Source organism: Streptomyces sp. NBC_00250 (assembly GCF_036192275.1).
Classification (GTDB): Bacteria; Actinomycetota; Actinomycetes; order Streptomycetales; family Streptomycetaceae; genus Streptomyces.
Map to the genome: position 1 here is coordinate 776775 of NZ_CP108088.1, position 25180 is coordinate 801954.

The window sequence follows — 25180 nt, forward strand, 5'->3', positions numbered from 1 at the left end:
ACTCTCCCGTCCTCAGGCGCCGGTGTGCGCGGCGATGCGCAGGGACTCGACCAGGTCGCGGTAGAGGGTGTCCGAGGCGAGGAGTTCCTCGTGTCGGCCCCGCGCGCGAACCCGGCCCGCCTCCATGACGACGATGGTGTCCGCGTCGACCACCGTCGACAGGCGGTGGGCGATCGTCACCACGGCGCCGGTGTCCGCACGGGAGCGCACGCACTCCTGCACGGCCGCCTCGGTCAGGCCGTCCAACTGCGCGGTGGCCTCGTCCAGGAGCAGCACGTCGGGGGTGGCGAGGAGCGCCCGGGCCAGGGCGATGCGCTGCCGCTCCCCACCCGACACGTTCGCCGTGGCGAGGGGCGTGTCCAGGCCCTCGTCCAGCGCGTCGACCTTCTCCGCGAGCCGTACGTCGTGCAGTACGCGCCGCAGTTCCTCCGCGGTGGCGTCGGGGCGGGCGAGCAGCAGGTTGTCGCGGATCGTGCCGGGGACGACCGGGGTGTCCTGCTCGACGTAGGCGAGCCGGGCCCGGATGTCGGCATGGGCGTGGTCGCGGTACGGCCGCCCGTCGAGGAGCAGTTCGCCGGCGGCCGGCTCCAGGAACCGCAGGACGAGGGAGAGCAAGGTGGTCTTGCCCGCTCCCGAGGGGCCGACGACGGCGGTGTGGCCGCGCCGGGGGATGACGAGGTCGATGTCCCGTACGGCCGCGGCGGCGTCGGGACCGTAGGCGGCGGTGACGTTCCGCAGCTCCAGGACGGGTATGTCGTCGCCGGCCGCCTCGGCGCGTATGCCCGAAGCCTCGGCGCGTACGCCGGAAGCGCTGGTGCGTGCGCCGGGCACCGTGCTCCTGCCCGAGGACGGGGAGGTGTGCTCGGTCGGCAGGGCGTCGGCCTGCCGGATGCGTTCGGCCGCGGCGATGCCGGACTGCAGGGTGGTCACGTTCTGGCTGAGTTCGGTGATCGGGTCCATGAGGGCGAAGGCGTAGAGGAGGAAGGCGATCAGACCGGACACTTCGAGCCGGCCCTCGCCGACGCGCCAGGCGCCGACGGCGAGGATCGCGATGATGGCCAGGTTGACGCCGGACCAGGCGGTCGTCCAGGCCAGCGCCTCGCGGCGGACGGCCCGGACGCCGTACTCGGCCGAGGCGCGCGCGTCAGCGAGGATCCGCTGGGTCATGCGCTCCTCGGCGCGGTTGACCTTGACGGTACGGATCGCCCGCAGGGTGCCTTCGAGGACGCCGCCGAGCCGGCCCACATGCTCCTGGGCCTGCTGCTGCGACCGGGCGATGCCGGGCATGAGGAGCCCGAAGACCACGCCCACCAGGGCGACGGCGGCCACCGTGGTGGCGAGCAGCACCAGGTCGAGGAAGCCCATGAGGACGAGGCTGCCCACCAGCATCACCGCCCCGTTGATGAGACCGACGAAGGAGGAGCCGGCGGCCTCGCGGAGCAGCACGGTGTCGGAGGTGACGCGGGTGACGAGTTCGCCGGTGGGGCTCCGGGTGATGCCGGGCACGGTGGCGCGCAGGAAGCGCCGGACGACCGACTCGCGGGCGTCGAGGACCACCCGCTCCCCCAGTGCCCCGAGCAGCGTCCACTGCCAGTAGGACACCGCGGCGCCGACGACGAGCAGCACGACGAGTGCCGCCACGGGTCCCGTCAGGGAGGACGCGCTGCCCAGTGCGTCGAGCACGTGCTTCGTGACCATGGGCGTGGCGAGGCCCAGGGCGGAGGCGACCAGGGCGAGGGCGAGCCCCTTGACCAGGGTGCGCCGGTGCGGGCGGGCGAAGGACCACAGGATGCTCAGGCGGGGCGCGATGGAGGTGGACATACCCACAATGGAACACCCATGTTCCAGAAAGGTCAAAAGGTTTCCCAAACGGCATGAGGGGTTACCGTGTGCGCATGGGGTCCGACGACACTCCCGCGCACGGCGCGGCCACCCGCGAGAGCGCCACCCGCGCCCGCACCCGGCGCGCGATCCTCGACGCCGCCGTCTCCGTGCTCACCGCCGACCACGGCGCCTCGCTCGGCGATGTCGCCGAGGCGGCCGGGGTGGGACGGACCACCGTGCACCGCTACTTCCCCGAGCGCTCCGACCTGCTCGCCGCGATCGGCACGGACGTACGGGACCGGGTCGACGCGGCGGCCGACCGGGCGCGGCTCGACGACGGGCCGGCACCCGAGGCGATGGAGCGGCTCTGCCTGGAGTACTTCGAACTCGGCGACCGGTTGCTGCTGCTGTACGACGTACCGCAGTTCGTGGCGTGGTCCGGCATCGAGGAGGAGTCCGCGGCGGACCTGGCCCTGCTGACCCTCGTCAGGCGCGGACAGAAGGACGGGACGCTCGACCCGGAGGTCGACGCCGGCTGGCTCCAGGACGTCATGTGGGCACTGCTCTATGCCGCCTGGATGCAGGCGCGCGACCAGGGGACCCCCAAACACACGGCTCTCTCCCTGTGTCTGCGGACCCTGCGGAAGGCCGTCACCCCGTAGGGACGCCGACCGGGCGCCGTGTTGACCACATCGAGATCGAACCCCCTGGCGCTCGACCCCGGGCGGGAATAGGTTAGGCTCACCTAACAAGCACCGAGTTGGCCGCTGCCCCGCAGACACCCGTCTGTGGGGCCGTCAGTCGGGGCCTCGTACATCCCCCTGCCCGGAGACAAGGATCCACCATGCCTTCTGTGTTCACCCCCCTTCGCCGTCGCGTTCTCGTGGCGGGCGCCGCCGCGGTCTCGCTCGGCCTGATGGTGACCGGGTGCGGCTCGGACGACAAGAAAGACGACGCGGCAGGGTCGGCGGGCAAGGCCCCGGCGGGCGCTTTCCCCGTGACCATCAAGAGCGCCCTCGGCGATGCGGTCATCAAGGACAAGCCGAAGCGCGTGGTGACCCTCGGTCAGGGCTCCGCCGAGACGGCCATCGCCCTCGGCAACGTCCCGGTCGGCATCGAGGAGTACCCCTGGGGCAGCGACAAGACCGGCTACCTCCCCTGGATCCACGACGCGGTGAAGAAGTCCGGTGCCACGCTGCCCAAGCAGTTCAAGGGCGGCGAGGAGCTCGACATCGAGGCCATCACCGAGCTCGAGCCCGATGTCATCCTCGCCCCGTGGTCCGGCCTGACGCAGAAGCAGTACGACATCCTGAAGGACATCGCGCCGACCGTCGCCTACCCCGAGAAGGCGTGGAGCACGAACTGGGACCAGCAGATCGAGATCATCGCCAAGGCGCTCGGTCAGCCGGAGAAGGCCAAGGAGCTGGAGTCGAAGATCGACAAGCAGCTCGCCGACGCGGCCGCCTCGCGCCCCACCTACAAGAACGTCACGTTCTCGTACATCTACAACACCGGCCCCGGCACCCTCGGCATCTTCAAGCCCGAGGAGCAGCGCGTGGCCATGGTCTCCAAGCTGGGCCTCAAGGTCGACCCGATCGTGAACACCTTCAAGGAGACCGAGGGCACCGACTCCGCCCTGATCGGCCTGGAGAACGCCAACAAGCTCTCGAAGAGCGACATCGCGTTCACCTTCTACATGGACGAGAAGTCGCGCAAGGAGATCGAGGCGCAGCCCCTGTACGGCGCCATCCCCGCCGTGAAGAAGGGCGCGCTCGTCTACAGCCACGACACGCCGTTCGTCACCGCATCCTCGATGATCAACCCGCTGACGGTGCCGTACAGCATCGAGCGCTACCTGCCGATGATCGACAAGGCCGTCGCCAAGGCCGGGAAGTAACAGCGGTCCCAGCGTGACCACACTCTCCCGGATCGGTCAGGGCCCCGCCGTCGTACGGCGGGGCCTTGCCCGGCATGTCATGGCCGCCGTCCTCTGTCTGGTGCTGCTCGCCCTCGCGTTGCTCGCCAGCGTCATGTTCGGCAGCAAGCCCACGTCCGCCGGCGAGGTCCTGCGGGTCGTCACCGGCGGCGGCGACGAGTACACCCGTACCGTCGTCGAGAGCCGCTACCCGCGCACCGTCCTCGGCGTGCTCGCGGGTCTCTGCCTCGCGGTCGCCGGCACCCTGATGCAGGGCATCACGCGCAACCCGCTCGCCGAGCCGGGACTTCTCGGCATCAACGCGGGCGCGTCCGCCGCCATCGTCGCCGCCACGGCGTTCCTCGGCGCCTCGGGGCAGCAGCAGACCATCTGGTGGGCCCTCGCCGGCGCCCTCGCGACCGGAGTCGTCGTCCACCTCGTCGGCACCGCCGGCGGTGGCGGCGGACCGGTCCGCCTGGTGCTCGCCGGCGCGGTGCTCTCCGCCGTCCTCGCCGCCTTCATCCAGGCCGTCGCACTGTCGAAGCCGCAGGTCTTCGACACCTACCGCTACTGGGTGGTGGGCGCCCTCGGCGGCCGTGGCTTCGACGCCTTCTGGGCGGTCCTGCCGTTCGCCGCCGTCGGCTTCGTGCTCGCCCTGCTGCTCGCGCCCGGGCTCAACGCCATGGCGATGGGCGACGACAAGGCCGCCTCCCTCGGCATCAGTCCCGCCCGCGTCAAGGGCGCGGGACTGCTCGCCGCGACGCTGCTCGCCGCCGCCGCGACGGCGGCCGTCGGCCCCATCGCCTTCGTCGGCCTCGCCGTGCCGCACGTCGTCCGGGCGCTGGTGGGCGCCGACTTCAGGGCCCAGATCCTCTTCACCTCCCTCGCGGGGCCCACGCTGCTGCTCTTCGCCGATGTCATCGGCCGGATCCTGCTGCGCCCGCAGGAACTCATGGTCGGGGTCGTCACCGCCTTCGTCGGTGCGCCCGCCCTGCTGTTCGCCGTTCGCCGTATGAGGGGAGCGGGATGAAGACCGCCGACCGGACCGACACTCCGGACAGCCCGGAGGTGAGGAAGCCGCGCCCGGCGCGCCCCGCGGGCCGTGGGGTGCTGCGGATCGGCCCCTGGGTCGCCGTACCCGTGCGCCGCTCCTCCGTGATCGCCGCCGTGGTGTCCCTGCTGCTGCTCTGCGCGGCGGCCGTGGCCACCCTGTCGATGGGCAGGCTCGGCATCGACCTGACCGATCTGCCGTCGGCCCTCGCGGGTGATGCCACGGGCAAGAACGCCTTCGTCCTGAACCGGCTGCGCGGCCCGCGGCTCGTCGTGGCGATCGCCACCGGTGCGGCCTTCGGCCTGTCCGGGGCCCTGTTCCAGTCCGTCACCCGCAACCCGCTGGGCAGTCCCGACGTCATCGGGCTCGGAGCCGGCGCCGGTGCGGGAGCGGCGGCCGCCGCCCTGTTCCTGCCCGACGTCCTGCCGGTGGCCGTGGGCGCGCTGCTCGGCGCGATCATCGCGATGGTGGTCGTGTTCCTCGCCACGGGCACCGGGTTCCGCAGCCCGGGACGGCTCGTGGTGGCCGGCATCGGTGTGGCCGCGATGGCGACGGCGCTGACCCAGTACGTGGTGTACTCCGTCGAGCGGGACAAGGCCAGCGCGCTGACCGCCTACATCAACGGAAGCCTCTCGGCCCGCTCCTGGGACGACGCGGCGACGATCTGGACGGTGCTGCTCGTCTCCCTGCCGCTCGCGGGGCTCCTCGCCCGGCCGCTGAGCATCGGCGAGATGGGCGACGACCTGTCCACCGGTCTGGGTGCCCGCCCCGGCCGGACCGCCACCTGGGCGGTCGCGCTGTCGATCGTCCTCTCCGCGGGGGCCGTCAGCGTGGCGGGGCCGATCGCCTTCGTCTCCCTGACGGCGCCGCAGATCGCCAAGCGCGTCACCCGCAGCGGCGGCCCGCACCTGATGATGTCCACCCTGCTCGGGGCCCTGCTCCTGGTGCTCGCCGACCTCACCGCGCAGCAGTTGCCGCTCTTCGACAACCTGCCGGTCGGTCTGTACACGATGGCCGTCGGCGGCGCGTACCTCGGCTATCTGCTGTTGCGTGAGTGGAAGCGCCCGGCCGCCTGACCCGTGCCGGTCGGGGGCTGTGCGGGCTCGAGGGGGTCGCCGACGAGCAGGTTCCAGCGCTCGGCCCTACCGCTCAGGTGGACGGCGGTCAGCGGGCGGACGTCGAGCCGCCAGGCCGCCTCGTCCGGTGCCCCGAGGGCGTGGACCAGCGCTGCGCGGATGACGTCCGGTTCGGCGACGACGGTGACGCGTCCCGAGTCGGCCCGCAGTCCGTCGAGCCAGGCGCCGACGCGTACTCGCAGTTCGCGCAGGGACTCACCGCCGTGCGGGGCCGCCGTCGGGTCGGACAGCCAGGCGCCGACCGCGGATTCCTCGGCGGCGGCGACGGCCGCGAGGGTCTGTCCCCTCCACCGCCCCATGGCGCAGCCCGCGAGTTCGGTCACCGGTTCCGCCGGGAGGCCGAGGGCCTCCGCCGTGCGGCGGCAGCGCGCGGACGGCGAGGAGTAGGCGCGCGAGGACGGGCCGACGGCGGACGCCAGGGATTCCGCGCGGGCGATTCCCTCGGGGTCGAGGGGGCTGTCGTCGTCGAACCCGACGTCTCGCAGTGCTCCGCTGGTCGCGGGGGAGATCAGCGTCAGCCGGACGGTCATCGGCTTCCTTTTCGGTCGGCGCGTGGGGCGGCGCCAAGGGTAGCGCCGGGCCGGCGGCCCGCTCCGGGGGGCGTACGAAGGTGATTCAGGCCTCACGCCCTTGGCGGCGCCCTCGGTGCGCGGTACGGTCGGGCGACATTTGAAGAGCGTGACGACGGCGAGACGGAAGTCCGGTGAGAATCCGGCACGGTCGCGCCACTGTATGCCGGGTGCCGCCCCTCCGTCAGGGGGCGTCGTCGCGGCAAGTCAGACCCGTGGACCGTCGTCCTGCACCACCGTCTGGGACGCGAGTTCCCGCAGGAGGTTCCATCATGGCCGAGGCTGTCGTCTCCGCTGCCGTTTCCGCCCCTTCCGTGGCCGTTCCGGCCCCGCTGCCCGTTCGGGCCGTCCTTCCCTGGGCGTTCTTCGTCGGCCTTCTCGCGCTCATCGCCCTGTACTTCGTGGGCGCCGAGCAGGGTGCCACGTCCCTGATCGCGGGCTCCGACGTGCACGAGTGGGTGCACGACGGTCGTCATCTGCTCGGCTTCCCCTGCCACTGAGAGGGGATCCGCACATGCACGCCTCAACTGTCAGATCCCTGCTGGTCCGCGGCATGCTCGCGGGCCTGATCGCCGGTCTCCTCGCCTTCGCCGTCGCCTACGCGGTGGGTGAACCGCCCGTGAACGGCGCCATCGCGGTCGAGGAGGCCCAGGCCGCCCAGGAGGCGCACGCCGCTCCGGAGGCGCACGCCGGTCACGGTGGCACGGCCGCCGCCGAGGCCCCGGAGGAAGAGGAGGCGGTCAGCCGCCCCGTCCAGTCGACCTTCGGCCTGGCCACGGGGGTTCTCGTCTACGGAGTGGCGCTCGGCGGCATCGCCGCGCTCGCGTTCTCCTTCGCGCTCGGCCGTATCGGCCGGTTCAGCCCCCGGGCGACCGCGGCGCTGACCGCGGCGGCGGCGTTCACCACCGTCTATCTGGTGCCGTTCCTGAAGTATCCGGCGACCCCGCCGGCCGTCGGCAACCCGGACACGATCGGGAAGCGCACCACGCTGTTCTTCCTGATGATCCTGCTCAGCGTGCTGCTCGGGCTCGCGGCGGTGATCGCGGGACGTCGACTCGCACCGCGTCTGGGCAACTGGAACGCGACCCTGGCCGCCGCGGCGGGGTTCATCGTCGTGACGGGAGTCGCCTTCGCGCTGCTCCCGGCGAACGACGACGCGGTCAAGGCGGGCTTCCCCGCCGCTCTCCTCTGGGAGTTCAGGGTGGCCTCGCTCGCCGTCCAGGCCGTGCTGTGGGCGGCGTTCGGCGTGGTCTTCGGCTTCCTCGCCCAGAAAGTCCTGGCCGACCGGACGTCCGCCGTCGACGCCCCGGCCACGGTCGGAGCGCCGATCCCCGGCTGATCGACAGGACGACTCCGCACGGACTGCCCCGTACGCCCCCGGCGTACGGGGCAGTTCCGCACTCCGGGCGACTGCGACGGCTCCCCCGACGGTCGGAAGATCGCGAACTCCCCACCTCCGTATACTGAGCGCGCACGTCTCATCACGTTATGTGTACGGAGGGTCCCCTCTTGGCTGGTCGTTCTCAGTCGGCCGAAGACATCCGCCGATCCGCTCCCACGGGAACCGCGATGCGGCCCGCGTGGCACGAGCGGGCCAAGAGGGCTGTCGTGGCGGGCCGGTTCGATCCCGACGTCGTGTCCGAGGCGGAAAGCCTGGCGCGGTCGGGACGGCTCACACACCGGGACCTGCGGATGCTCCTCCTCGTGACCGACGACCACCCGGCCTGGCTGACCGCCCGCCGCCTCGCGGTCGACGGACTCAAGGACACGCCGGAGGTTCCCCAGCAGATCCTCACGGCGCACGCACAGCTGGAGTTCTGGCCCCCGCCGACGTACGAGGAGTCCGCCGAGCACCTGCCGAACGGGCATGTCCTGCACACGGCGGCGGTACGGCTCGGCCCCGGCGACGCCCAGGTGACCGGCCCGGCCCGGAGCGCGCCGACGCAGTCGCTGGCCCGCAGGTCCGCCGCCCGTGCGATGCTCCACCGGCTCGCCGGGGTCGCGGCACCGGCCGGGGAAACCGCCGACGGGCGGCTGACGTTGCCCGGCATGGGAACGGAGGCCTTCGAGGCGCTGCTGCGCACGCGGGTGTCGACGGCCGGCGAACCGGGTGAGGAGCTGACGGCAGAGGTCGTCCGCAGGTCGGGATCGGCGCGGCTGCGGCACCGGGACGTCCATCTCCTGCTGTTCGGCACGCGGGGGCAGGCGTGGCGGGAGCTGCGCGTTCACGCCCTCCGCCTCGCGGCGCGGATGCAGTCCTCGGCGGCCACACTCCTGCGCTGGCACGCGGACGAGCGGGGCGCGGAGACCCGGCACACGGTGGTCGCGGCGGCCGGGGGATTCTCCTGCCGGTGGACCTGGGACGGCGGCGACGGGCGTACGGTCGACGGCGCCGAGCGCACGGCACACGACCGGCGGCAGGCCGCGCACCTCGGTGCGGTCGCCCTCCTGGCGGAACTCACCGGGCTTCCGGAGCCGGCGGAGGAGCGGGCGGCCGCCGACGGCGGCCCCTCCCGGTCGGTGCGGATCCAGCCGGTGCCGACGGGCCAGGATCCGGTGAAGTACCTGAACAAGTACACCCAGTTGGAGGTCATCTCCAAGCCGGAGTCGACGTTCGCGACCGCGCCGAAGAGCGTCACGTGCACCTACACCTGCACGCTCGCCCGTACGGGCGCGGAGGTGTCCGTCACCCGCCGGGCGAAGGCGCGGCCGGACGCACGTCGCGCGGCGGCGTCCGCGCTCATGGAGGAACTGGTCGCCCTCGACACCGAGTCCACTCCCCCGGCGCGGGTGGCGCGACCGTCCGGCGTGCCCCCGGCGCGGGCGGAGGCGCCGTCCACCGTGCCCCCGCCACGGCCCCCCGCCGTGCCGAACCCGCGGCCTCGGGCGGCGGGCGCCGCCGATGCCCGCCCGCCCGTGCCGGTCCCGGTGCCGCGGATCGGGGTGAACGACGTCATCGCGGAAGCGCTCGCGGCCGGGTGCGCCGTCTCCTTCCTCCCGGCCGACAGCGAACCGGCCGGCCTACTGCTCCACCGGGCCGACGGGGCTCCCCTGCCGGGCGTCGAGCTTCCGGCGCCACTGTCACCGGCGCGCCGCTCGCTGCTCGTGCGTCCGGCCCCCGGACCCGTACCGGTGGTGGGCTGGCGGGTTCCGCTGGCCCAGGCCGTCCCCGTACTGCTGCGCCGGGACCGGGCCGGCGGGTGGCATCCGACGGCGGCCGAGTGGGAGCGCGCGGCCCGGCTCGGGCTCCGGACCGTCGCTGCGGGGCTCGTCCACCCGACGCTCACCCCGGAGGGGGTGGACCGCTGGCGCATGGGACCGCTGCCGGAGGCCACCGCACGCGCCGTGGAGGACCTCGCCCGCCACATGTCGCCCCGCGCCCACGCCGTGGCCGACGGAGGCCGGTATCCGGCAGCCGTGGACGCCGTAGCGGCGTTCCTCGACGCGCTGGCCGACACGCTGCTGCGCCCTCCGGCCGCGGTCCTCTTCGGCACCGGCCCCTTCCTCGCGCCGACCGGCGGCCCGCTCCCCGAAGCGGAGGCCGAGCGGGTACGGCCCTGGCTGGACACGGTCGAGGACCGGCTGCACCCCGGGCCGCCGCCCGGCCTCGTCGTCGAGTTCGCCGAACCGTCCGAAGAGGAAGCCGCCGCCGGGCGACTCACCGGCCGCCTGCTGGTCGCGGTCGACCGGGACGAGCCGGCCGGCGAGATCGCCGCCGCCCTGCTCGACACCGCGCGGGAGCCGGTGGCGGGCGTCGAGCCGTACCACCTGCGGGACCGCGTACGGCGCCGCCTTGAGCGTGCGGCCCGCGGCTGCGCGGTCCTGAACGGGCTGCTCTCCTCGCCCGAACGGCTGGTGGCGGACAGTTCGGGGATCGCTCGACTCCTCGCCTCCGAAGCCGACTTGGCGACCGAGGGTGTGGTGCTGCGGTGGCCGCCCGGTCTGCGCGACCCGCTGTCCGCGCATACGGTCGTCGGGACGGAGGACGCCGTCGACGCGGACGGCGATCCCGGCACCCGCCCCACCGGGGGCGCACCCCGCTTCAGCCTCCAGGCATTGCTCGACTTCCGCTGGCAGCTCGCACTCGGCGGCGACGTGCTGAGCGAGGCCGAGATGGACGCCCTCGCGGAGGCCGCCCGCCCCCTCGTCCGGGTCCGGGGCCGGTGGGTGCTGCTCGATCCCCTCACGGTCGCGCGCGTACGCCGCCGGGCGCTCGGCCCCCTCGCCGGGATCGACGCCCTCACGGCCGCCCTCACCGGCACCGTGAACGTCGACGGCCGGACGGTGCCGTGCCGGGCGGGCGGGAACCTCGCCGCCGTCGTCGACATCCTGCGCCGGGGCGAGCACACGGCCGCCGTTCCGGCCCCCGCCGGGCTCGACGCCACACTCCGCGCCTACCAGGCACGGGCACTCTCCTGGCTCGCGCACACGGGCGGGATCGGGTTCGGCGCCGTCCTCGCCGACGACATGGGGCTCGGCAAGACCCTCACCGCCATCTCGTACACCCTTCACCGGTACGAGAACGGGCACCGCGGCCCGGTCCTCGTGGTGTGCCCTTCGTCGCTGGTGACCAACTGGGAGCGGGAGTTCCGCCGGTTCGCCCCGCAGCTCGACGTCACCGTCTACCACGGCACCCGGCGGAGCCTGGAACTCGCCGGGGAGCGGACCGTCGTCCTCACCACCTACGGCGTACTGCGCCGCGACGACGAACTCGGTTCCGCTTCCTGGGACTTGGTGATCGCGGACGAGGCGCAGCACGCCAAGAACCACGCCTCCTCCACCGCCCGCCGGCTGCACGGACTCACCTCCGCCACCCGCCTGGCCCTGACCGGGACCCCGGTCGAGAACAACCTCTCCGAGCTGTGGACGCTGCTCGACTGGGCCAATCCCGGACTCTTCGGACCGCTGAAGACCTTCCGCTCACGGTACGCGGCTGCCGCCGAGCGCGACCCGGACGGTCCTGCCGCGCTCGCCCTCGCCCGGCTGATCGCGCCGTTCCTCCTGCGCCGCCGGAAGACCGACCCCCAGGTCGCCCCCGAGCTCCCCGCGAAGGTCGAGTCCCGGCGGATCGTCGAGCTCACCGCCGAGCAGGTCGCCCTCTACGAGGCCGTCGTCCGCGAGACGATGGAACAGCTCGCCCACTCCCCGTCCCTCGCCCGCTCCGGCCTGGTGTTCAAGCTGATCACCGCCCTGAAGCAGATCACCAACCACCCCGCCCACTACTGGGGCGAGGAACACCCGGGCCCGGCCCGGGTGGATGAGTTCACCGCCCGGTCGGCCAAGCTGGAAGCGCTCGCCGAACTCGCCGAGACGATCACCTCGCGCGGCGAGGCGGCGCTCGTCTTCACCAGTTACGTGACGATGGGCCGGCTCCTCACCGAGCACCTGACGCACCTCGGCCATCGCCCGCTGTTCCTCCACGGCGGTCTGGACACCCGACAGCGGCAGGAGCTGGTCGACGCGTTCCAGGCGGGCCGCTCACCGTTGTTCGTGCTGTCCGTCAAGGCGGGCGGCACCGGTCTGACCCTGACCCGGGCCAGCCACGTCGTGCACTTCGACCGCAGCTGGAACGCCGCCGTCGAGGACCAGGCCTCCGACCGCGCACACCGGATCGGGCAACGGCGCACGGTCACCGTCCACCGACTCGTCACACGCGGCACGATCGAGGACCGGATCGACCAACTCCTCACGCACAAACGGTCCTTGCAGGAAACGGTCCTGGGCACCGGCGACGCCGGAATCGCCCGGCTCTCCGACCGTGAACTCTCGGATCTCGTGAGTCTGGGAGGCGCGTCGTGACCTCCCCCGACCTCATCTCCGTACTGGACACCCACATCGAGCCGCCCCCGGCGCCGCTTCCCGGGCTCGACGCGCTGCGCGCACTCGTCGCCGACGCGGCGCTCCGCGCGGCCGCCCTCCTCGACGACACCGGGACGGGCGCCGGTGTCGGCACCGGCCCCGGTGGGACCGTTCCCGAAGACACCGCGACCGACCGAGCCGACGGCGTCGACGACGTCACCGCGGACATCGCCCGCTTCGTCGCCCGGACCGGAGACACCCATCAGGGACGTGCCGCCGCCCAACTCGACCTGCCCGTAGGTCAGATGAGACTTCTGGCCACGGCCCACCGGTTCGGCGGGCGGCCGGGCGTCGCCACCTTCCTCGCGCCACAGCCGGCCGATCCCGACCTGCTCGCCGCCGCCGAGCACACCGTCCAGCCGCTCCGCCCGTCCCCCACCGCACCCGTGGAGCGCCACCACAACCACCTCACCGACGCGCCCGCACGGGTCCAGCTGCGGTACGGCCCAGACCGCCTCTGGCACCCGTACGTGGAGCGCTACGGCACCTGGCAGCCGGCCGCCGCGCCCCACCCCGACCCCGCCGTGGCGTACGGAGCGGCTCGTGCGGCGCTCCGCGCACCGTCGCGGAGATGACGACGCGGCCGACGATGCGGCACCGGCGCGCCCCGGTGCGCCCCGGCGCATCTGCGCAGGTCGACGAGTTGCTGCCACGATCTTCAAACATCCATTGTTTCAAGCCGAGTTGGAGTGTTAGCGTCCCAGGCGACCGGCAAGTGCTTTGACGTAGGTGTGACGAACGGGGCCTCACGGCTCCGTGTATGGGGCCATTGCTGTGGGGGGTGGAATGGGTCCGCGTACCGTTGCCGAGCTTCTGGATTTCGAACGTCGAGTCGTGCCCGCCGTCGACCGTCTCCGCGAGGTGCGGAGCGGCGAGCGGGACGGGGATCCGATCGCGGCCCTCGACGAGGTGCGGGCGGCCGTCGAGGGGCTCTCGGGGCTCCTGTCGGACCGTCAGATATCGGCCACGCTCGCCGACTTGGCGGTGTGGGCGGGAACCGGATGCGAGGGCGTGCCGAATTTCGACGCCACCCGGGACGCGGTGCCCGCTCCCGAGGACGGTGAGGCCGCCGCGTACATCGGGCCGGTGATCCTCCCCAACAGCGACCGTCACGAGGTCCACATCGAGGCGTTCTCGGTGGTCCGGCAGGACCCCGACTGCACGCCGTACCTCCAGGACGTGTATCCGCACCCGAAGGCCGTCTTCCAGTCGACCCGGCTGCTCTCCGCCTCGCGGGGGCTGCGGGAGGGCAACTGCGTGGTGTTCTTCCCCGAGAACATCCCGGCGGCGACACGATGTACACACCAGAACTTCGCATGGTTCTTCTTCAACCGGCACGTCGACATCTACGCCCAGACCCTGGCGATCACCGAGCGGCTGTGCGGCCCCGGGTCTCCGTTCGCCGCCGACACCGGGCTCGTCTCCCCCGGGATCGACCCCGAGGACGTGTACCAGGCCCGGTGCGTCTGGGGCTACCTGCACGACTACTTCCACCACACCGGACCCCGCCCGCTCGACCAGCACCTGCCGCTCAAGACGAAGTGGCGGCCCGGGCTGCTGGAGGAGCTCAAGGTCGACATGAAGACGGCGATCGCCTGCTTCGAGGAGGACGTGCCGTTCGGTCCGGTCGTCTTCGAGTACGTCCTTCTGGAGCGGCTCTTCCGCTACCCGGCGCAGCCCGAGCCGCTGCGCAACTTCGACTCCGGTACGGGGTTCGCGCTGGGTACCTGGCTGGCCGCGCACGGGCTGTTCACGGAGGACGGGCAGGGACGGCGCGCCCTGGGGGCCAAGGCGGAGATCGTGGAATGCGTCCGCGAACTCGTGCGGCGGATCGAGAAGATCGAGACGATCGAGGACGACGACGCCTACCGTACGGGCGCCGTGGACTTCCTCTACGGGACGCTCCTGCGGCGCCCGGAGAGCAAGCCCGACCGGTACGGCGGCCCGCTGGCACCGATCGGTCTGTGGGGTTCCGAGGTCCATGTCTGAGACACCCCCCTCCGGCGTGCCCGACACCCATGCCCCGCCCGGCCTCGACCGGATCCTCCGGGACCCCGGCTTCTGCCGTCACTCCACCGGCCGTGTCGCCGTCGTGGAGTGGGAGGCCGGGAGCGGCTGGTCGGAGCCGCGGATCGAGCCGTACGACAAGCTGGCGATGGATCCCGCGACCCTGGGGCTCCACTACGGGCAGGCCGTCTTCGAGGGCATGAAGGCCTTCCGGGGCGCGGACGGATCGGTGTCCCTGTTCCGGGCGGCCGACCACGGGCGCCGCCTCGGGCGCTCGGCCGCGCGGCTGGCGATGGCCGAGATGCCCGTCGAACTGTTCACCCGGGCCTGTACCGAGCTGGTCGCCGCGGACGAGCGGTGGGTGCCCGCCGGGTACGGGCAGAGCCTGTACCTCCGGCCGCTGCTGCTCGCCACGGAGGCCGAGATGGGGCTCCGGCCCTCGCTCAGCTACCGGTGCGTCGTCCTGGCCTACCCCGCCGACCCCTGTTTCGGGAGCGACTTCCGTCCGCTCGCGGTGACCGCCGCGACGGAGACGGTGCGCGCGGTGCGGGGCGGGACCGGCGAGTCGAAGTGCGCGGGCAACTACGCCGCGAGCCTGCTGACCAGGACCGAAGCGCAGGCCGCCGGGTACGACGAGGCCCTGTGGCTCGACGGTCTGGAACGCCGCTGGGTCGAGGAGCTCAGCACCATGAACGTCTTCTTCGTCTGGCGCGGCGAGGACGGGCCCCGGCTCACCACTCCGCCGTGCGACGGGACGATCGTCCGGGGCATCACCCGTGACGCGCTCCTCACCCTGGCCGACGACCTCGGCCTGCCGGCTGCCGAGGAGCCGACGTCGATCGACGCGGTCCGCGACGGGATCCGCTCCGGCGGCCTCGCCGAGATGTTCGCGAGCGGGACGGCCGGCGTCGTCGTCGCCGTGGGCCGGCTCGGCACCGGCGGCCGGGACCTGATCGTCGGTGACGGCAAGGAGGGCCCGGTGACCGAGCGGCTGCGCACCGCTCTGCTGGACGTCCAGCACGCACGTACACCTGACACGCACGGCTGGTTGCTCCCGGTCACCGGGAACGCCGGAGCGGCCACGATCGAGGGCGAGGGGCGACACGCATGAGCGACAGCACGGCGCTGAAGGCCGACCGTGACGGGACGCTGTCGGGAGTCACCAGAATCCACACCCTCGGCCCCTCCGGCACCAATCTGGAGAAGGCCGCGCACCACTGGTTCGCCGAGCGCGGGGTCGCCGGGACGGTGCTGCTCCACTCCGAGGTGGAGGACGGGCTCGACGTCATGGGCTTCGACGGGAGCGAGGCGATACTCGCCTGCGCCGTCTACCCCCGGCTGCACGACCTCGTCTTCGGCAACCTCCACCGACTGGAGATGGTCGACAGCTTCATCCTCGACACCCACGACATGGTCCTCGCGGGCCGGTCGGACGACACCGACGTCCGTACGATCGTCTCCCACCCGGCTCCCAGCTGTCTGGTGGCCGACCGGGGCACCGTGTCCCTCGCGAGCAGCAACTCCCGGGCCGCCGCCCTCTGCGCGGCCGGCGAGTACGACGCCTGTGTGACCACGGGCCGGGCGGCCCAGGCCGAAGGACTGCGGGTCCTGGAGAACTTCGGGCCCGTCCCGATGGTGTTCACGCTGCACGTGGGCAAGGCCGCCACCGGCTCGACGACCGGGACGGTGTGATGCGCAGGACAGCCCGGACCACGGCCCCGCCGGTACGGCGAGGCCGGCTTCCCGCCGCCTTCCAGGCGCTCATGGTGAGCGAGGCGGTGTCCTCGGCGGGTTCGCAACTGACCCTGGTCGCCCTGCCCGTGCTCGCCGCCGCCGACCTGAAGGCGTCCCCGTCGCAGATCGCCCTGCTGAGCGGTGCGCAGTTCGTTCCCGTCCTCCTCGTCACCCCGTTCGCGGGCAGGCTGGCGGATCTGCGGGACCGGGCGCCGCTGCTCTACGCGTCCCACTTCGCGCGGGCCGTGGTCCTGGGACTGGTCGTGACCCTGGCCGTGGCCGCGTGGCTGAACTACGCGACGCTGTTCGCGGCGGCCGTGCTGCTCGGCGCGTTCACCGCACTGTTCGACACGTCCCTTCTCGCGTACGTCCCCGACACGGTCGAGACCGAGGATCTGACGCGCGCCAACGGGCAGTTGGCGGCCGTCAACGCGGTCTCGCAGACCGCCGGGCCGGCCATCGGCGGTCTCGTCGTGTCGGGTCTCGGCCCGGGTCTCGCCGTCGCCCTGGACGCCGTCTCCTATCTCTTCGGCGGGGCGGCCCTGCGGGCCCGCCCGAAGCCCTCGCGGAACCGGGCCACCCGGGAGAACGCCTCCATCCGCGCCGGGTTCGCCGCTGTCGCGGCGTCCGACCCGCTGCGGCGCCTCGTGGCGGCGGGCTCCCTGTTCAATCTGGCCGAACAGGTCGCCCTGAGCGTGCTGTTCATCGCCGTCGTGCAGGAGGCGGACCACTCGGTCGCGTTCCTCGGCTTCGGCTTCAGCGCGGCGGGCATCGGCAGTGTGATCGGCGCCAGGGCCACCGCGCGGTACGGCGGCGGGGACGGCGCCCGGTCCTGGGTGTGGGCGCTGCTGGTCTCCCAGGCCGCACTGCTCGCGGCGCTCTGGTCGCTGGGCTTCGGCGCCTGGGGTGCGGCGGCCTTCCTGGCGAGCATGCTCGTGTACGGCGCGGCGATGGCGTTCTACAACGTGCACTCCCTGACGAGACGTCAACTGGTCTCGCCCGAGGGAATGCTGGGCCGGGTGAACGCCGTGTACCGGACGTTCGCCTTCGGGACCATCCCGATCGGCGCGGGCGCCGCCGCCCTTCTGCTCCTCTTCACCACGGCCCCGGTGGCGGCCACCGCGGTCGCGGTGCTGAGCGTCGTCGCCACGTGGGTGCTGGCCAGGGGGACGTACACGACCGAGAGGCAGGACGAGGCATGGACGACACCCTGACCCCCTTCGTGGTGGGAGAGCGTTCCCACCTCGGGCCCGCCGGGACCGACGAATCGTGGCTGGACGAGGGCGGTTTCTACTCGTCCCGGCGCTGGACGGTCTCCCAGGAGGGCGACCGCGGCTTCGACACGGCGTATCTGGTCGGCCAGGACGAGGCGAGCGGCCGGACCGGTGGACTCGTGCCCTTCCACACGGCGTCGGGCGGCGACAGCAACCCGCTGTACAACGAGACCACGCTCCTCGGATACACCCCGGACGTGCAGGTCCTCGCCGGTTCGCGCACCGGGTACGACAACCGGCTGCTGATCGGCCCCGGCCTGTCCGAAGGGGACCGCGGCCGGCTCCTCACCGCCCTCTGCGACCGGCTCCTCGATCGGGCCGAGGAGCGCGGCGCCGGACACGTCTCCTGGTGGTACCTGCCGGAGGACGAGGCCCGCGCCCTCGCCGCGCTGCCCGGCTTCGCCACCGTCGCGACGCCCTGTCTGCCGACGGCCGTGGTCCGGCCACGCGGTGCGGACTTCGCCGAGCACGTGGCGGCGCTGCCCGGTTCACGGCGTTCGCTGGTGCGTCGTGACCTGAAGCGGCTGGCCGCGGCCGGTTACCGGTCGCGGAGCGTGGCGGCCGATCCGGCGGATCTGGTGCGGTACGCGCCGCTGGTCGTGCAGGTGCAGGCCCGGCACGGCGAGGAGCTGAGCGAGGAGGGCGCGATCCGCTATCTGCGCCGCTGTCTGAGCATCGGCGGTGGCGCCGAGGGTGCCGCGAGTGAGGACGTGGTGATCACCGAGGTGCTCGACGCCGAGGACAGGCCGGCCGCGTTCGCGCTCGGGATCGTCCACGGCCGCACCCTGCACATGCGGGTCTTCGGCTGCGACTACGCCGCCGGGCACGGCGCCTCCGGCGAGTACTTCGAGGCCACGGTGTACGGGCCGCTGCGGCTCGCCCTGGAGCGGGGGCTCGACGCCGTGCACCTCGGGGTCACCTCGTACCGCGCGAAGTCACTGCGGGGTGCCGAACTCCACGCGCGCCGCACCCTGTTCATGTCCCGCTCTGACCGGCGGCTGCCCGTTCCCGCTCCCGACTGGGGTTTCCTCGGGGACGACGAGCGGTTCCTCGCCGGAGCGTCGTCGGAGGTCCTGCCGTGCTGATCGTCGTCCAGCCCCTGTCGGCGGGGGTCCGGCTCGCCGCCCGGGTGGTGGCGTCGGGGATCCCCTGTCTGATCCCCACCCAGTTCCCCGAGCTGCTGCCGCCGGAGGTCACGGCGGCCGCGACCGTCGTCGACTGGCATCCCGACCGGGGCGTGCCCGACCTGCTCCGCATCGTCGCGGAGTCCGGGATGCGGCCCACCGGGGTCGTCGCGGGCTTCGAGTACGTGGTGCCGGAGAGCGCCGAGCTGGCCAGGGCGCTCGGGCTTCCGGCGCTGGGCGCGGAAGCGGCCGAGGCGGTGCGGCAGAAGGACGTGATGCGCCGGTGGTGCGCCGAGCGGGATGTCGCCTTCCCGCGCTCGGTGCTGGTGGAGTCGGGTTCCGCGGGCTCGTGTCCGCTGCCCTTCCCGGTCGTGGTGAAGCCCGTCGACTGCGGAGGGAGCCTGATGGTGAGCCTCTGCCGCGACGAGGAGGAGTACGCGCGGGCCTGCGCGACCGTCCACGGCCCCGGCGAGGTGAAGTTCCACCCGAACCCGCGGCGGGCGGCCCTGGTCGAGGAGTACGTCGAGGGGCCGGAGTTCTCCCTGGACGGCTGGGTGGACGCCGGAGGGCCCCATCTGGCCAGTGTCACCACCAAGTTCCTCTCGGCCGAGCCCGACTTCTTCGAGATGGGGCACATCGCCACCGCGCCGGCGCAGTCGCCGCACGGGGTGCTCCTGGAGGACTTCGCCCGGAGGGTCGTGAAGGCCTTCGAGCTGTCGGTGGGGCCGTTCCACATCGAGACCCGGATCGACCGCGACGGGCGGCCGGTGCTGATCGAGGTCGGTGCCCGGCTCGCCGGTGACAACATCCCCGAACTCGTGCTCGCCGGGCCCGGGGTGGACCTGTGCGCCGCGGCGGCGGACGCCGCCCGGGGGCTGCGGCACGAGCCGGGGCCGCTGTCGCCGGTGAGCGCGGGCCTGGCGTTCGTCACCACCTCACGGCCGGGGCCGTACGCCGGGACGCTGACCGGTGTCGAGCCGTTCACCGGGGCCGCCGAGTTCCGCGACCTGGTCGCGGAGGCGGAGCCGGGCACGGTGCTCGACCCGGACGACATCTTCAGCAACCGGGTCGCCCGTATCCACTTCGAGGGAGCCCTCGACCGGGTCGAGCGTCTTGTCGCCTCGGTCATCGGAGACGTCGAGGTCGACATCGAGGGTGTCGGCCTCAAGGACAAGGAAGGTGTCCGCGCATGAGCAACGAACTGGTGGTCACACCCACCGCCACCCCCCGCCCGCGGCCGGAGGCGGACGGGTCGACCGCGCCGGTCCTCACCGATCACGCCTTCTTCATGCGGACCGGCAAGCGCCGTACCTGGCAGGGACTGACCGTGGCCGACCGGGACGCGATCCCGGCGCTGCGGCCCACCGCGGCCGCCGTGCTCGCCGGCCAGACGGTCGTGGACACGTTCACGGCGTACCGGACGGCGGACGGCACGGTCGCCGTGTTCCGCCCGGACAGCCACATCAAGCGGCTCAACAACGGAGCCCGCCGACTCGCGCTGCCTCAGGTCGACTTCGACCGGGTGTGGACGTCCGTCCGCGCCATGGTGGAGCTCGACCAGGGGTGGCTCCCCGAGACGCCCGGCGCGGCCCTGCACCTGCGGGCCGTACTCGCCGCCGACGGCACGGGCCTCGCCCCCTCGCCCGCCGACCACTGCCTCTTCTACGTCCTCGCCTGGGTCGCCGATCCGACCGGGTCGGCCGGGAAGCCGGTCCGGGCGATGACCCTCGACGGGTACGTACGGGCCTGGCCCGGCGGCACCGGTGACGTCAACGACGCCGGGTCCCTGGCGGCGGGCGTGGTGCCCGGCGAGGTCGCCGCCAACTACGGCTACGACCAGGTGCTGTGGCTCGACGGGCCGCAGGGCCGCTTCGTGCAGCAGATCGGGAACCTGAACGCCTTCTTCGTGATCGACGGGGTGCTGACCACTCCGGCGCTCGACCGTTCCGTCCTGCCCGGGGTGACCCGCGACTCCGTCGTCAAGCTGGCGCGGGACTCCGGGACACCGGTCGTCGAAAGGCCGGTGGAGCTGGCGGAGGTCCTCAAGGGCATCGCCGACGGCACCGTCACCGAGTGCTTCGCCACCAGCACCGAGGTGGGCGTGGCGCCGGTGACCGGGCTCGGTCACCAGGGCGAGGAGTACCGGATCGCCGCCGGACCGGCCGGCGAGGAGGCCGGTCCCGTGACCGCGCGGTTCCGCGGGCTGCTCGACGGCATCCACCGGGGCGAGGCGGTCGACCGCTTCGGCTGGATGCGCCGGCTGACCGAGGTCGCGCCGGTCCACGCGTGAGGGCGTCACACCCCCTGTGACACGAACCGCGGCGGGGAACTTCACGACCGCCGGGAACACAGAGCGCGGAGGTACCGAGAAGATGGCGTACGTCGTCACCGACGAGTGCATCGGCTGCAAGTACACGGACTGTGTGGACGTCTGCCCCGTGAGCTGTTTCCACGAGGGCCCCGAGATGCTCTACATCAACCCCGAGGAATGCATCGACTGCAACGCGTGCGTCGCCGAGTGCCCGCCCGAGGCCATCTGGGCGGACGTCGACCTGCCGGAGGACAAGCTCCAGTGGATCGAGATCAACGGAGAGATGAGCGCCAAGTACCCGGTTCTCCACGAGAGCCGGGGTCCCCAGGGACAGCCCTCCAGCCAGCCTTCCTGATCAGAGAGCGGGAGCCGAGGCCATGACGACCCACGTCGAGAACCCCTTCATGCTCGGGCTCGACTCGAACTTCTATCTGAAGGACGAGTTCGAGAGCCCCGAGAAGCGCACCAACGTCACCTGGTTCTACCCCAAGATCTGCGCCTTCCAGGACGCCCTCGACGACGAGGCGAAGAAGGCGGAGTACTTCTCCTTCCTGGACCGGCAGTCCCACCCGGAGCAGACCGACATCCTGCTCTACTTCCACATCCCGTTCTGCGAGGCGTTCTGCAACTTCTGCGCGTGCTTCAAGGAGTCCGCGGCGAAGTACCAGGGCGAGCGGCAGAAGCGCTTCGTCCAGGCGATGGTGAAGGAGATCGAGCGCAACGCCCGCTCGAAGTACTTCCAGGGGACGAAGATCAAGTACGTCCAGTTCGGCGGCGGCACGCCCTCCGCGCTCGAACAGGACTCCATGGCCACCATCCTGGAGGCCGTGCACCGCGAGTTCGACCTCAGCGAGGCCGACGGCATCTCCCTGGAGGGCAGCCCGCTCGGGCTCTCCAAGGACGGCTACATCGAGATGCTGAAGTCCCTCGGCATCACCCGTATCTCATTCGGCGTGCAGACGCTCGACCCGGAGATCCGCAAGAAGCTCACCATCAAGGCCACCGTCGAGCAGGTCCACCAGACCGCCGAGAACATCCGCAAGGCCGGCATCCGGACCTTCGCGCTCGACCTCATGTACAACCTGCCGGGGCAGGACGACGAGGTCCTCGCCAAGGACCTCCAGGGCATCTGCGCCGAGCTGCGCCCCAGCTTCGTGCAGACGTACCGCTTCAACCAGTGGGAGGGCACCCGGCTCGACCAGCAGATCCGGGCGGGCAAGGTCGCCGACGTGAAGCCGTCGGGCGCCATCGAGCGCGAGCAGTACCGGCAGATCAAGGACGGCCTCGCGGGGTACGGCTACGACAAGCAGCTCCTGATCAACTTCTTCACCCACCTCGACGACCCGGGCGAGATCGGTCTCAACCACGCCTGTGGCGGCAACGGTTACCGCGCCAGCTACACGCTCGGGATCGGCCCGGCCGCCGAGAACTACATGGGCGAGCGCAGCTACCGCAACCACACCGACGTCGAGCGGTGGATGCGGGAGGTCGAGGCCGGGATCATCCCGATCGAGCAGGGCCGCATCTGCAGCGAGGACGAGGTCGAGAACCGCGTCATGGTCTTCTTCCCGGTCTTCGGGACGGTGCGGAAGGCGGACGTCGCCAACTTCGAGAAGTACCGCCGGGAGATCGACTGGCTGGTCTCGGGCGGCTACGCCGTGGAGACCGACGAGGACGTCACCCTCACCGAGGTCGGCCGGGAGAACGCGGGCAACATCGCCTTCCTCTTCTACTCCGACGAGGAGAAGGCGCGCGCCCGCCGCACCATGTACCTGTCGCTGAAGAACAAGCGCAACCCGTTCCACCAGGACGCGCAGAACATCCCGCGGACCCCGCTCTTCCTGCAGACCCGCCCGAAGACGCAGGACGAGGGCACTGCGGCGACGACGCAGGGCGAGGGCACCGCCGCGGCGCCCGAGAGGAGCTGAACCGAGGGTGAGCGACCGCAAGACGCAGGCGGACATCGAGGACGACCTCCGGGGGGTCATCGCCGAGATCTTCCCGCACCAACGGGTCGAACTGACCTCCGGGACCCCGCTGTTCAACGGCGGGCTCTCGCTGAACTCGACCCAGATGATCGAACTGACCCTGGCCTTCGAGACGTTCTACGACATCGAGCTCGAACCGGAGCTGTTGACGGTCGAGAACTTCGCGACCCTGGGTTCGCTGTCCGAGCTGCTCGAAGAGCTCCTGGACGACGAGGTGTCCCCTGTCTGACGTGCGGATCGTACTGATCCACGGGAACGCCGGGGCGAGTGTCGAGGGCATCTGGTTCCCGTACTTGAAACGGGAGTTGGAGGCCCTCGGCCACCAGGTCGTGGCCGAGACGTTTCCGGACCCCATCAAGGGCCGGATGCGGTACTGGCTGCCGTACCTGACGGACGTCATCCGGCCGGACGAGAACACGGTGATCGTCGGGCACTCCTCCGGCGCGCTCACCGCGTTCCGGTACGCCGAGACGGCACCGCTGCTCGGTACGTTCGCCGTGGCCGGTCACCACACCGACTGCGGTTTCGAACTGGAGCGCCGCAGCGGGTTCTTCGACCGGCCGTGGGACTGGGACGCCATCCGGGGCAACCAGCGATTCATCGCGCAGTTCCACTCGAAGGACGACCCCTGGGTCCCCTTCGAGGTCGCCGAGGAGCTGCACGGCCTGACGGGCAGTGAGTTCACGGTGCTGGACGGCATGGGTCACTTCGGCTCGTACGACCAGAAGATGGAGACGTTCCCGGAGCTGCTCGACGCGATCCGCCGTCGGCTCGACTCCCCTCTGACCCGGCAGGAGGACGGATGAACGGGTTCGTGGACGGGGGCGGCGTGCCGCTCTTCGCCGACGAGGTCCTGGAACGCCGGTGCGAGAGCGACGCCACGGCCGTGGTGGCGCTCGACACCGGTGAGGTGGTCTCGTACCGGACCCTGGCCCGCCGGACCCAGACGCTGACCGACCTGCTGGCCGGGCTCGGCGTGGACCGGGGCTCCACGGTGGCCCTGGTGATGGACAAGTCGGTCGCCTCGGTGACGGCGATGTGGGCGGCGCTTCGGCTCGGGGCCCGGTACGTGCCGGTGGACGAGTCGCTGCCCGCCGCCCGGGTCTCCCTGCTGCTGGGTCTGTGCCGGCCGACGGTCACCCTGGTCCACCCCGACCACCGGGGGCTGCTCGACGGGGCGCCCGCGGGGAGCGTGGTGACCGTCGGGGCGGATTCCGGGGACCCGGGGTGGGACCCTGCGGCCGAGACCGACGTGCGTCCGGTGCCCCCGGGCGGCCGGAGCCCCGAGGACCACGCGTACGTGGTCTTCACCTCGGGATCGACCGGATCCCCCAAGGGCGTCGTGATCAGCCACCGCTCGCTGTGCGCCCTCCTCGAAGGCGTGCAGAAGGTGGTGGGCTTCGAGGACGGCATGCGATTCCTCAACGTGGCGCCGCTGTTCTTCGACGCCTCGGTCGTCGACCTGTGGTCGACGTTCCTGGTCGGCGGCAGCGTGCACCTGCTGCCGAGGCTGCGGATGCCCACGCAGATCACCCGGGCCGTCGAGGAGTGGCGGATCACCGACACGCTGCTCGTGCCCTCGGTGATCCGCATGCTGGTGGGCCGCTTCAGCGACGCCGGCCGCCGTGATCTCGGCTCTCTGCGGCGGCTCTGGTTCGGGGGCGAGTCCTGCCCCGTCCCGGTGCTGCGCGCGTTCGCCGCCACGGCGCCGGGACTCACGTACGTCCACGGGTACGGGCCGACCGAGACCACCCACAGCGCGACGCTCTTCCTCGTCGACGACATTGCGGGGTACGAGGAGGAGTTCCTGCCCATCGGCGGCCCCCTGCCGGGCGTCGACCTGCTCGTGGTCGACGACGAGCTCCGGCCGGTCCCGGACGGCGAGACCGGGGAGCTGCTCATCGGCGGACCTCAGGTGATGGTGGGCTACTGCGGCGAACCCGACCGTACGGCCCGGGCGATCGTGGAAGTGCCGGGCCCGGGCGGCGGCCGGTTCTACCGCTCCGGCGACTACGTCCGGCAGCGGGACGACGGCGCGCTGGTGTTCCTGGGCCGCCGCGACGACGCTCTCAAGATCAACGGCAATCTCGTCCACCTGTCCGAGGTGGAGGCGGCGACGCTCGCCGTGACCGGGGTGACGGACTGCTGCGCGGTGCCGGCCGAACACCCCGTGACGGGGAAGGCGATCACGCTCTTCGTCCTGGGCCGGGGGGACGGGTCCGGTCCCGACGAGTCCGAGCTGCGCCGGGAACTGGCCCTCCGGCTGCCCGGCTACATGCTGCCGGCCCGGATCGACTTCCTCACCGACGAGGACGTGGACCTGACGCCGTCCGGCAAGCTCGACCGGCACCGCCTGCGGGCACTCGCGAACAGCTGAAGGGAAGGCAC

Annotated in this window: 22 protein-coding genes; 20 read left to right on the forward strand and 2 right to left on the reverse strand. The window is 72.2% G+C overall.

What is annotated here, in order from left to right; all coding sequences use genetic code 11:
- Positions 1–12: 12 nt before the first annotated feature.
- Entirely contained in the window at positions 13–1821 is a 1809-nt protein-coding gene (locus OG259_RS03325; RefSeq protein ID WP_328940798.1) for an ABC transporter ATP-binding protein, read from the reverse strand.
- 74 nt (positions 1822–1895) lie between these two features.
- Here OG259_RS03325 and OG259_RS03330 point away from each other — a divergent pair, with 74 nt between their 5' ends.
- From OG259_RS03330 to OG259_RS03345, 4 genes are all read left to right on the forward strand, one after another.
- Positions 1896–2486 (forward strand): TetR/AcrR family transcriptional regulator, encoded by a 591-nt coding sequence (locus OG259_RS03330; protein WP_328940799.1) that lies wholly within the window; start codon positions 1896–1898, stop codon positions 2484–2486.
- 182 nt (positions 2487–2668) lie between these two features.
- A complete protein-coding gene (locus OG259_RS03335) occupies positions 2669–3721 on the forward strand; it encodes an iron-siderophore ABC transporter substrate-binding protein (RefSeq protein ID WP_328940800.1) in 1053 nt (350 codons plus the stop codon).
- A gap of 13 nt (positions 3722–3734) precedes the next feature.
- A complete protein-coding gene (locus tag OG259_RS03340; RefSeq protein ID WP_443051907.1) occupies positions 3735–4769 on the forward strand; it encodes a FecCD family ABC transporter permease in 1035 nt (344 codons plus the stop codon).
- Complete coding sequence (locus OG259_RS03345) at positions 4766–5866, forward strand: FecCD family ABC transporter permease (RefSeq protein WP_328940801.1); 1101 nt, start codon at positions 4766–4768, stop codon at positions 5864–5866. Before OG259_RS03340 ends, OG259_RS03345 begins: the two co-directional genes overlap by 4 nt.
- On the opposite strand, the gene OG259_RS03350 is transcribed toward OG259_RS03345, so the two are convergent.
- Complete coding sequence (locus OG259_RS03350; protein ID WP_328940802.1) at positions 5827–6456, reverse strand: histidine phosphatase family protein; 630 nt, start codon at positions 6454–6456, stop codon at positions 5827–5829. The two genes, OG259_RS03345 and OG259_RS03350, sit on opposite strands and share 40 nt — an antisense overlap.
- Positions 6457–6767: 311 nt before the next feature.
- On the opposite strand from OG259_RS03350, the gene OG259_RS03355 reads away from it, so the two are divergent.
- From OG259_RS03355 to OG259_RS03430, 16 genes are all read left to right on the forward strand, one after another.
- Complete coding sequence (locus OG259_RS03355; protein ID WP_266899951.1) at positions 6768–6995, forward strand: CbtB domain-containing protein; 228 nt, start codon at positions 6768–6770, stop codon at positions 6993–6995.
- Positions 6996–7009: 14 nt separating this feature from the next.
- The gene (locus tag OG259_RS03360) at positions 7010–7834 is read left to right on the forward strand and encodes a CbtA family protein (RefSeq protein ID WP_328940803.1); all 825 of its coding nucleotides are present in this window, start codon (positions 7010–7012) and stop codon (positions 7832–7834) included.
- 230 nt (positions 7835–8064) lie between these two features.
- Positions 8065–12294 carry an SNF2-related protein gene (locus OG259_RS03365; RefSeq protein WP_328940804.1) on the forward strand — a complete coding sequence of 1410 codons (4230 nt, stop codon included), beginning with the start codon at positions 8065–8067 and terminating at the stop codon, positions 12292–12294.
- Positions 12291–12929, forward strand: coding sequence for a hypothetical protein (locus OG259_RS03370; RefSeq protein ID WP_328940805.1), 639 nt, complete (start codon positions 12291–12293; stop codon positions 12927–12929). Before OG259_RS03365 ends, OG259_RS03370 begins: the two co-directional genes overlap by 4 nt.
- Before the next feature lie 259 nt (positions 12930–13188).
- The gene (locus OG259_RS03375; protein WP_328940806.1) at positions 13189–14343 is read left to right on the forward strand and encodes a DUF6421 family protein; all 1155 of its coding nucleotides are present in this window, start codon (positions 13189–13191) and stop codon (positions 14341–14343) included.
- Positions 14336–15472 (forward strand): branched-chain amino acid aminotransferase, encoded by a 1137-nt coding sequence (locus tag OG259_RS03380; RefSeq protein ID WP_328940807.1) that lies wholly within the window; start codon positions 14336–14338, stop codon positions 15470–15472. The genes OG259_RS03375 and OG259_RS03380 overlap by 8 nt, the downstream gene beginning before the upstream one ends.
- Positions 15469–16053: a bacilysin biosynthesis protein BacA gene (locus OG259_RS03385; RefSeq protein WP_266899939.1), complete on the forward strand. Its 585-nt coding sequence runs from the start codon at positions 15469–15471 to the stop codon at positions 16051–16053. Before OG259_RS03380 ends, OG259_RS03385 begins: the two co-directional genes overlap by 4 nt.
- Positions 16053–17309: an MFS transporter gene (locus OG259_RS03390; protein ID WP_328940808.1), complete on the forward strand. Its 1257-nt coding sequence runs from the start codon at positions 16053–16055 to the stop codon at positions 17307–17309. The genes OG259_RS03385 and OG259_RS03390 overlap by 1 nt, the downstream gene beginning before the upstream one ends.
- Positions 17294–18454 carry a GNAT family N-acetyltransferase gene (locus OG259_RS03395; RefSeq protein ID WP_328940809.1) on the forward strand — a complete coding sequence of 387 codons (1161 nt, stop codon included), beginning with the start codon at positions 17294–17296 and terminating at the stop codon, positions 18452–18454. Before OG259_RS03390 ends, OG259_RS03395 begins: the two co-directional genes overlap by 16 nt.
- On the forward strand, positions 18448–19686 hold the full coding sequence (locus OG259_RS03400) for an ATP-grasp domain-containing protein (RefSeq protein WP_328940810.1): 1239 nt from the start codon (positions 18448–18450) through the stop codon (positions 19684–19686). Before OG259_RS03395 ends, OG259_RS03400 begins: the two co-directional genes overlap by 7 nt.
- Positions 19683–20783 carry an aminotransferase class IV gene (locus OG259_RS03405; protein ID WP_328940811.1) on the forward strand — a complete coding sequence of 367 codons (1101 nt, stop codon included), beginning with the start codon at positions 19683–19685 and terminating at the stop codon, positions 20781–20783. The genes OG259_RS03400 and OG259_RS03405 overlap by 4 nt, the downstream gene beginning before the upstream one ends.
- Positions 20784–20865: 82 nt before the next feature.
- Positions 20866–21159, forward strand: a complete 294-nt coding sequence (locus OG259_RS03410) for a ferredoxin family protein (RefSeq protein WP_266899929.1) — start codon at positions 20866–20868, stop codon at positions 21157–21159.
- A 22-nt stretch (positions 21160–21181) separates the two neighbouring features.
- On the forward strand, positions 21182–22732 hold the full coding sequence (locus OG259_RS03415; protein WP_328940812.1) for a coproporphyrinogen-III oxidase family protein: 1551 nt from the start codon (positions 21182–21184) through the stop codon (positions 22730–22732).
- A gap of 7 nt (positions 22733–22739) precedes the next feature.
- Positions 22740–23021, forward strand: a complete 282-nt coding sequence (locus OG259_RS03420; protein ID WP_266899925.1) for an acyl carrier protein — start codon at positions 22740–22742, stop codon at positions 23019–23021.
- A 1-nt stretch (position 23022) separates the two neighbouring features.
- Positions 23023–23598, forward strand: a complete 576-nt coding sequence (locus tag OG259_RS03425; protein WP_328940813.1) for an RBBP9/YdeN family alpha/beta hydrolase — start codon at positions 23023–23025, stop codon at positions 23596–23598.
- Positions 23595–25169, forward strand: coding sequence for an amino acid adenylation domain-containing protein (locus tag OG259_RS03430; protein WP_328940814.1), 1575 nt, complete (start codon positions 23595–23597; stop codon positions 25167–25169). Before OG259_RS03425 ends, OG259_RS03430 begins: the two co-directional genes overlap by 4 nt.
- Positions 25170–25180: the final 11 nt, after the last annotated feature.